Annotated in this window: 7 protein-coding genes; 2 read left to right on the top strand and 5 right to left on the bottom strand. The window is 73.7% G+C overall.

The genetic code is table 11. The annotated features are described in order from the left end of the window. Positions 1 to 118: 118 nt before the first annotated feature. From IE312_RS23520 to IE312_RS23500, 5 genes are all read right to left on the bottom strand, one after another. Positions 119 to 1369 (bottom strand): RNA polymerase sigma factor, encoded by a 1251-nt coding sequence (locus tag IE312_RS23520; RefSeq protein WP_229900351.1) that lies wholly within the window; start codon positions 1367 to 1369, stop codon positions 119 to 121. A 145-nt stretch (positions 1370 to 1514) separates the two neighbouring features. Next, complete coding sequence (gene dnaG, locus IE312_RS23515; protein ID WP_189984315.1) at positions 1515 to 3419, bottom strand: DNA primase; 1905 nt, start codon at positions 3417 to 3419, stop codon at positions 1515 to 1517. A gap of 47 nt (positions 3420 to 3466) precedes the next feature. Beyond that, complete coding sequence (locus IE312_RS23510; RefSeq protein ID WP_189984314.1) at positions 3467 to 4732, bottom strand: NAD(P)/FAD-dependent oxidoreductase; 1266 nt, start codon at positions 4730 to 4732, stop codon at positions 3467 to 3469. Between the two features lie 103 nt (positions 4733 to 4835). Next, the gene (locus tag IE312_RS23505) at positions 4836 to 6110 is read right to left on the bottom strand and encodes a deoxyguanosinetriphosphate triphosphohydrolase (RefSeq protein WP_189984313.1); all 1275 of its coding nucleotides are present in this window, start codon (positions 6108 to 6110) and stop codon (positions 4836 to 4838) included. A gap of 28 nt (positions 6111 to 6138) precedes the next feature. Continuing rightward, positions 6139 to 6924 (bottom strand): sirohydrochlorin chelatase, encoded by a 786-nt coding sequence (locus tag IE312_RS23500; RefSeq protein WP_189984312.1) that lies wholly within the window; start codon positions 6922 to 6924, stop codon positions 6139 to 6141. 152 nt (positions 6925 to 7076) lie between these two features. On the opposite strand from IE312_RS23500, the gene IE312_RS23495 reads away from it, so the two are divergent. After that, complete coding sequence (locus IE312_RS23495) at positions 7077 to 7754, top strand: SanA/YdcF family protein (protein ID WP_189984311.1); 678 nt, start codon at positions 7077 to 7079, stop codon at positions 7752 to 7754. A 140-nt stretch (positions 7755 to 7894) separates the two neighbouring features. Continuing rightward, positions 7895 to 8677, top strand: a 783-nt coding sequence (locus IE312_RS41525) for a molybdopterin oxidoreductase family protein (RefSeq protein ID WP_229900334.1), incomplete at its 3' end; no start/stop codon positions are given.

Genomic DNA, 8677 nt, shown 5'->3' with positions numbered 1-8677 from the left:
GGCACGCCGAGCTGTTGGCGGCGGACGGGGCCTACGCCCGGCTGTACAAGGCGCAGTTCGCCCAGGCCGTGGCCGAGGTCGACTAGCCGCCGGGGGCCGCCGCCGTGCGGCGGCCCCTTCAGTCCAGGTAGCCCCTCAGCTGGTCGGCGAAGGCGTGGTCGCGGAGTTTGTTGAGGGTCTTGGACTCGATCTGCCGTATCCGCTCCCGGGTCACGCCGAAGATGCGGCCGATCTCCTCCAGCGTGCGCGGGCGGCCGTCGGCCAGGCCGTACCGCAGCTGGACGACCTTGCGCTCGCGCTCCCCCAGCGTGGACAGCACCGCTTCCAGGTGCTCGCGCAGCAGCAGGAACGCGGCCGACTCGACGGGGCTCGCGGCGTCGCCGTCCTCGATGAGGTCGCCGAGGGCGACGTCCTCCTCCTCGCCGACCGGGGCGTGCAGCGACACCGGTTCCTGGGCGAGGCGCAGCACCTCGCCGATGCGCTCGGGCGGCAGGTCCAGGTGGGCGCCGACCTCCTCGGCGGTCGGCTCGTAGCCGCGCTCCTGGAGCATCCGGCGCTGGACGCGGACGACCCGGTTGATCAGCTCCACGACGTGGACGGGGACGCGGATGGTGCGGGCCTGGTCGGCCAGTGCCCGGCTCATGGCCTGCCGGATCCACCAGGTGGCGTAGGTGGAGAACTTGTAGCCGCGCGCGTAGTCGAACTTCTCCACGGCCCGGATGAGCCCGAGGTTGCCCTCCTGGACCAGGTCGAGCATGGTGAGCCCGCGGCCGACGTACCGCTTGGCCACGGAGACCACGAGCCGCAGGTTGGCCTCGATGAGCCGGCGCTTGGCGACGCGGCCCATGACGACGAGCCGGTCCAGGTCGAGCGCCAGCTCGCTGTCCAGGTCGGGGGTGCTGACCAGTTTCTCCTCCGCGAACAGGCCGGCCTCCACCCGGCGGGCGAGCTCCACCTCCTCGGCGGCGGTGAGCAGCGGGATGCGGCCGATCTCGCGCAGGTACTGGCGGAACAGGTCGGCGGAGGGGCCGCCGGACTCGGCCCGGGCGGCGACCGGGACCTCGACGGGTTCCTCGACGGGTTCCTCGACGGGTTCCTCGGGTTCGTCCACGAGCGCGTCGGCGGGCGGCTCCGCCTCGGGGTGCAGGTCGGCACGGCTCTGCGGGGGCACGGCCATCAGGACGTCCGTCTCCGCGTCCGGCTCGTCCGCGGCGGCGCTGGGGGTGCTGGTGGCGCTGGGGGTGCTGATGGCGCTGGTGCTGTCGACGGTCTGGGTGAGGGTCTGGGTCTGCACGGGGGCGACCTCCAGGATGATCGCTGCTGAAGGTGTGCGGCAGCGTGCGCTCCGAGGCTCGGGCACCGCCCCCAGTGTGGAGTACGACACAAGCCCGCCACGAGGGTCGTGCGGTGACTTTTTGCGTCCGGTCCGTCACCGGACGGTTACCCGTCTCGGTGGACTATGCGTCGGGCAACTGCGGGCCGACCGGCCGGGGCGATGCGGGAACCGGCCCCCGCTACAGCGCCTGCGCGCCCCGCTCGCGCAGCGCCTGGTCGTACTGCTGGAGGACCCACAGCTCGTTCTGCACGGCGGCCAGCTGGGCCGCGTCGCCGGTGGTGGACAGCCGGGTCATCTGGGACTGGATGTCACGGATGCGGCGCTCGACGGCGCGCCGGCGGATCTGGACCAGCACCGTGCCGGCGTACGTCTCGTCCACCGTGCGGCGCAGGATCGGCTCGACGGCCAGCTCGGTGACCATCGCGCGGACCGTGTCGTCCGGTGCGGCCTCGCGGACGCGGACCAGGTACTCCTGCGGGTCCGGGACGCCGTACTCGGCGCCGCCCGCCTCCGCGACGGCCCGGCGGACGGCGGCGTAGGGCGGGGCGGTGAACTCGTCCACGCCGTAGGCGTCGAAGGCCGGGGAGACCAGTTCGGGGCGCTGGAGGGCGAGTTTGAGCAGTTCGCGTTCGGCGGCGAAGACCGGGTTGCGCAGGGTCAGCGCCGGGCCGGAGACGGCGGGGCGCGGCGCCTCGGTCCACTGGTGCCCGGGCTGCCGGGAGCGCCCCTGCTGCTGCGGGCCCTTGCCCTCGCGGTTCCAGCGGGCCAGCTGGGCGACCCGGCGGACGACGAACTGGGTGTCGAGGATGCCGAGCATGCCGGCCAGTTGGACGGCGACCTCGTGCTGGGCACCGCTGTTCTTGATCTTGGCGACGATCGGGGCGGCCTCGTCCAGCGCGGCGGCCCGGCCGGCCGGGGTGTCCAGGTCGTAGCGGACCACGATCTGGCGGAGCGCGAACTCGAAGAGCGGGGTGCGGGGCTCGACCAGGTCGGCGACCGCCTCGTCGCCCTTGGCGAGCCGCAGGTCGCAGGGGTCCATGCCGTCGGGCGCGATCGCGATGTAGGTCTCGGCGGCGAACTTCTGGTCGTCCTCGAAGGCGCGCAGGGCGGCCTTCTGCCCGGCCGCGTCGCCGTCGAAGGTGAAGATCACGCGGGCCGAGCCGTTGTCCATCAGGAGCCGGCGGAGGATCTTGATGTGCTCGCCGCCGAAGGCCGTGCCGCAGGTGGCGATGGCGGTGGTCACCCCGGCGAGGTGGCAGGCCATGACGTCCGTGTAGCCCTCGACCACCACGGCGCGGCTGGCCTTGGCGATCTCCTTCTTCGCCAGGTCGATGCCGTACAGCACCTGGCTCTTCTTGTAGATCGCCGTATCGGGCGTGTTGAGGTACTTCGGGCCGTTGTCCGCCTCGTACAGCTTGCGGGCGCCGAAGCCGACGACCTCGCCGCCGATGTCGCGGATGGGCCACATCAGCCGGCCCCGGAACCGGTCGATGGGTCCCCGGCGGCCCTCCTGGGAGAGGCCGGAGAGGACCAGCTCCTTGTCGGTGAAACCCTTGCCGCGCAGGTGGCGGGTGAGGTGGTCCCAGCCCTGGGGGCTGTAACCGACGCCGAAGTGGACGGCGGCGGCCTGGTCGAAACCCCGCTCGGCGAGGAAGACCCGGCCGGCCTCGGCCTCGGGGCTGGTGGCGAGCTGCTCGGCGTACCACTGCGCGGCGATCTTGTGGGCCTCGACCAGGCGGATGCGTTCGCCGCGCTGGTGCGCCGGGTTGTACCCGCCCTCCTCGTACCGCAGGGTGATGCCGGCCTGGGCGGCCAGACGCTCGACCGCCTCCGAGAAGGAGAGGTGGTCGACCTTCATCACGAAGGTGATGGTGTCGCCGCCCTCCTGGCAGCCGAAGCAGTGGAAGAGGCCCTTGCTGGGGCTGACCTGGAAGGACGGCGACTTCTCGTCGTGGAACGGGCACAGCCCCTTGAGGTTGCCGCCGCCCGCGTTGCGCAGCTGGAGGTACTCGGAGACCACGGCGTCGATCGGGACCGCGTCCCGTACCGCCTTCACGTCCTCGTCGTTGATCCGTCCTGCCACGCGTGAATTCTACGGGGGTGCGGTGACCGTCCCGGTGCCCGCGGAGGTCACGGGACGAGGCTGTCGAGGGGGACGTGCGGGTCGGAGAGCGCCTCGACGTTCACCCCGGCCCGGGAACGGATCAGGTTCTGGATGTGCTCTGTGACATCCCACACGTTCACGTTCATCCCGGCCAGCACGCGTCCCTCGCGCACCCAGAACGCGATGAACTCCCGTTTCCCGGCGTCGCCCCGGATCACCACCTCGTCGTACGTCCCCGGCGGCGCCCATCCGCTGTACTCCATGCCCAGGTCGTACTGGTCGGTGAAGAAGTAGGGCACGCGGTCGTAGGCAAGGTCCCGGCCCAGCATCGCGCGCGCCGCGGCCGGGCCGCCGTTCAGGGCGTTCGCCCAGTGCTCCACCCGCAGCCGGGCGTCGAAGAGGTCCAGCGGGAAGGACGCCGCGTCGCCGGCGGCGTGGATGTCGGGGTCGGAGGTGCGCAGCCGCTCGTCGACGGCGATGCCGCCGCCGTGCGCCCGGTCGGCGATCTCCAGGCCCGCCGCCTCGGCGAGGGCGATCCGCGGGGCGGCGCCGATCGCCGCGAGGACGGCGTGCGCCGGGTGCTCCTCCCCGTCGTCCGTGCGGGCCGCGAGGACCACGCCGTCCTGGCCGACGATCTCGGTGAGCCGTACCCCGAAGTGGAAGCGGACGCCGTGCTCGCGGTGCAGCTCGGCGAAGACGTTGCCCAGTTCGGGGCCGAGGACGCCGTGCAGCGGGGTCGGTGCCGGTTCGATCACGGTGACCTCGGCGCCGTACTCGCGGGCCGCCGCCGCGACCTCCAGGCCGATCCAGCCGGCGCCCGCGATCACCAGGTGCCCGTTGTCCCGGCCGAGGTGCTGCAGGACGCCCTTGAGGCGCTCGGCGTGCGCGAGGCGGCGCAGGTGGTGGACGCCCGCCAGGTCGGTGCCGGGGACGTCCAGGCGGCGCGGTTCGGCGCCGGTGGCCAGCAGCAGCTTGTCGTAGCGGACGAGGGTGCCGTCGTCACCGAAGCGGACCGTCTTGGCCGTACGGTCGACGCGGTCCACGGTCTGGCCGAGGTGCAGCTCGACGTCGTGGCGCGCGTACCAGGCCGGCTCGTGCACGAAGACGCTGTCGCGCTCCTCCTTGCCGAGCAGGTAGCCCTTGGACAGCGGCGGGCGCTCGTACGGGTGGTCGCGTTCGTCGCAGATCAGTATCACCCGGCCGGTGAAGCCCTCCGCGCGGAGCGTCTCGGCCGCCTTCGCACCGGCGAGACCGCCTCCGACGATGACGAATGTCTGATCCGCGTCGACCACTTGATGCCTCCTCTAGGGGTGCCGCCACATGCGAGCGTCCCGCACACAGCGTGATGCGGGAAGAGGGTGTGACCCGATCAGGCCACGGAGGGTCATGTTCCTCTCACATATGCCCCGCAAGTCTCGCGTGCAGCGAGAGCGCGGAGGCGTCGGTGAGGGAGGCGATGTGGTCGACGATCACCCGCTTGCGGGCCCGGTCGTCGTCCGCCGCGTCGAACAGCGCCCGGAACTGCGGGTCGAGGCCCTCGGGTGCGCGGGCGGTCAGCGCCTCGGCCAGCTCGATGACGATCACCCGCTGGTCGGCGCGCAGCCGCTCCTGTTCGGCGCGCTGCATCACGTAGCGGTCCGCGATCGCCTTGAGCACCGCGCACTCCATCCGGGTTCCGCGGGGTACGACGAGTTCGGCGCCGTAGCGGGTGAGCCGGCCGGTTCCCCAGGCGGCGCGCGTGGCGCCCTCGGCGGCCAGGCAGAACCGGCCGATGAGCTGGCTGGTCGCGTCCTTCAGCCGGGCCTGGGCGGCCGCGGTGCCGTCGTAGCCGTGCGGCCACCACTCCGCGGCCTGGAGGCGGTCCAGGGCGGCGGCGAGTTCGGCCGGGTCGGTGTCCGCGGGGACGTACCGGCCGACGGCGACCTCGAACACCGCCTGCCGTTCCGGTTCGGCGTGCAGGCAGTCGGGGTCGATGTGCCCGGCGTGCAGACCGTCCTCGACGTCGTGCACCGAGTAGGCGACGTCGTCGGCCCAGTCCATGACCTGTGCCTCGAAGCAGGTGCGGGTGCCGGGGGCGTGGGCCCGGACCCAGTCGAACACCGGGCGGTCGTCCTCGTACACGCCGAACTTGCGCGAGGCCGGGTCGGCGGGGTGCGCGCCGCGCGGCCACGGGTACTTGGTGGCGGCGTCGAGGGTGGCGCGGGTGAGGTTCAGGCCGACGGAGCGGTCCTCGGTGAACCGCTTGGGTTCGATCCGGGTGAGGAGCCTGAGGGACTGGGCGTTGCCCTCGAAGCCGCCGCAGTCGTCGGCGAACTCGTTCAGCGCGGTCTCGCCGTTGTGGCCGAAGGGCGGGTGACCGAGGTCGTGGGCGAGGCAGGCCGCCTCCACCAGGTCCGGGTCGCAGCCGAGGGCCGCGCCGAGTTCGCGGCCCACCTGGGCGCATTCCAGGGAGTGCGTGAGGCGGGTGCGGGGGCTGGGGTCCCACGCCTGGTTGCGGGTGCCCGGGGTGACCACCTGCGTCTTGCCCGCGAGGCGGCGCAGGGCGGCCGAGTGCAGGATGCGGGCGCGGTCACGCTGGAAGGCTGTGCGGCCCGGGCGTTTGTCGGGTTCGGGGACCCAGCGGTCGACTGCGATCGGGTCGTATGCCGTGGCGAGTGCGGTGCCTTCCATGGGTCGACACTAAGCCACCCCGCGTCCCTCAAGCGGCTTCGGCCGACCTCGCCCCGAGGCTCTGGTCGTAGCGGTGGAGGACCAGGCGGGCCATCGCGTCGTGGGCGCCCAGGGGGGCCGAGGCGATCCACGGCGCCGCGTCCGCGCACTGGCTCGCGAAGCGGCCGGGGGCGGTGAAGCAGGACGCCACCGCCACCCGGTGGCGGCCCCTCGCCGCGAGGGTGCGCAGGGCGGCCGGGACGGTCGGGGCCGCCGCCGAGGCGTACGCGGGGACCACCGGGACGCCCAGCCGGGCCGACAGCAGACGGGCCGTGCGACCGGTGTCGGCGGCCGAGTCGGGGTCGCGGGAACCGGCCGCGGCGAGGACGACGGCCATCGAGCGGCGGGTGGCGGAGTCCGTCCCGGACGGCCAGCCGGACTCGGTCAGCCGGGCGTGCAGGGCCTCGGCGAGGAGGGGATGGGGGCCCAGCGGGGCGGCCAGACGGGTGCGCGCGCGGGCGGCGCCGGCCATCTCCGGGATGTCCTGCTTGACGTGGTAGCCGCGGCTGAGGAGGAGCGGGACGAGGACGGCGGGGGTGTCGCCGAGCGCGGCGAGCGTGTCGGGCAACAGGGGTTCGTTCAGCTCGATGTGCCCGAGGTGGACGGGGAGGCCGGGGCGCAGTGCGCCGACCCGGGCCATGAGGGCCCGCACGGTGGTGAGCGCCCGGGGGTCGCGGCTGCCGTGGGCGACCAGCACGAGGGCGGGCGGAACCGGGCGGCGGCCGAGCGGGAGGACGGTCCGGCTGCCGGTGCGGGGTGGGGTGGACGCCGTCATGGGAGGATCCTGACCGGGAGACGTTGCCGGCCCGTTGCGCGGCCGTCACGGGTGTTTTCCGTCCCGTCACCGCGTACGGATGCACGGTGTGAGGCGAACCGGACCGCCCTCGCCGGCGTCCTCCTCGGTCGGGGCGATCACAGGGGGACCTCATGGGAATCCGTAGGCCGCGGTGGCCGCGCACGCGGACCGGGCAGCGGCGGCTGGTACAGGCCGTGATGGCCGTGTGCGTGCTGGCGCTGCTGCCGGTGACCTGGCTGTACGTGTCCACGGCGGACCGGCTGCGGACGACGGCCGACGCGCCGCGCGCCGATGTCGCGGTGGTGTTCGGGGCCGGGCTGTGGCGGGGCGAGCCGTCGCCGTACCTCGCGCACCGGCTGGACGCGGCGGCGAAGCTGTACCGGGCGGGGCGGATCAAGGTGGTGCTGGTCACCGGGGACAACAGCCGCGAGGACTACGACGAGCCCGACGCCATGCGCGCCTACCTCACCCGGCACGGGGTGCCGGACGCGCGGATCGTCAGCGACTACGCCGGGTTCGACACCTGGGACTCCTGCGTCCGGGCCAGGAAGATCTTCGGGGTGGACCGGGCGGTGCTGATCAGCCAGGGCTTCCACATCCGGCGGGCGGTCGCGCTGTGCGAGGCGGCGGGGGTGGACTCGTACGGCGTCGGGGTCGACGCGAAGCACGACGCGACCTGGTACTACGGCGGGACACGTGAGGTGTTCGCGGCGGGCAAGGCCGCCCTGGACGCGGTGTTCCGGCCGGACCCGCGGTTCCTCGGGCCGAAGGAGCCGGGGGTGGCACGGGCGCTGGCCGCCGGACGGTGACGGCGTGCGCCGAGGGGGCGCCGGCGCAGCGCGCCGACCGTGGCCTCACGGCGGGCGGGACGGCGCGGGGAGGCCGTCGTGCCGGGGGTGTAACCGGAGGCGACCCGGGGCCGTAACACGCCGGACGCACGCTGGGCGGCATGGAGAACACCTCGACGCCCACCCACTGCCCGTACTGCGCCCTGCAGTGCGGGTTGAACATCACGCCCCTGCCCCAGGGGGGCGTCGAGGTCACCGAGCGCCGGGACTTCCCCGTCAACCGGGGCGCGCTGTGCGGCAAGGGCCGTACGGCGGCCCAGGTGCTGTCCCCGGCGGTGCGGCTGACCGCGCCGCTGGTGCGGGAGGGCGGCCGGCTGGTGGAGGCGGGCTGGGGCGAGGCGCTGGACCGGATCGCCGGGCGGCTCTCCGCGACCCGGGAGCGGTACGGCGCGGACGCGCTCGGGGTGTTCGGCGGGGGCGGGCTGACCAACGAGAAGGCGTACACGCTCGGCAAGTTCGCCCGGGTGGTGCTGGGCACCTCGCAGATCGACTACAACGGCCGGTTCTGCATGTCGTCGGCCGCGGCGGCCGGCACGAGGGCGTTCGGCCTGGACCGGGGACTGCCGTTCCCGCTGGAGGACGTGCCGAGGACCGGGTGCGTGATCCTCGTCGGGTCCAACCCGGCCGAGACGATGCCGCCGTCGCTGCGGTTCTTCACCGAGCTGCGGGAGAACGGCGGCACGCTGATCGTCGTCGACCCGCGCCGGACCAGGACCGCCGAGCAGGCCGACCTGCACCTCGCACCCCGGCCCGGCACCGATCTGGCGCTCGCCCTCGGACTGCTGCACCTGGTGGTGGCCGAGGGACGCACGGACGAGGAGTACATCCGGGAGCGGACCACCGGCTGGGCGGAGGCCCGGGCCGCGGCGATGGCGCACTGGCCG

Origin of the sequence: Streptomyces capoamus (assembly GCF_014654935.1) — a bacterium.
Classification (GTDB): domain Bacteria; phylum Actinomycetota; class Actinomycetes; order Streptomycetales; family Streptomycetaceae; genus Streptomyces; species Streptomyces capoamus.
Note: the sequence above shows the minus strand (reverse complement) of the source record. Positions and strands in the feature narration are given on the sequence as shown.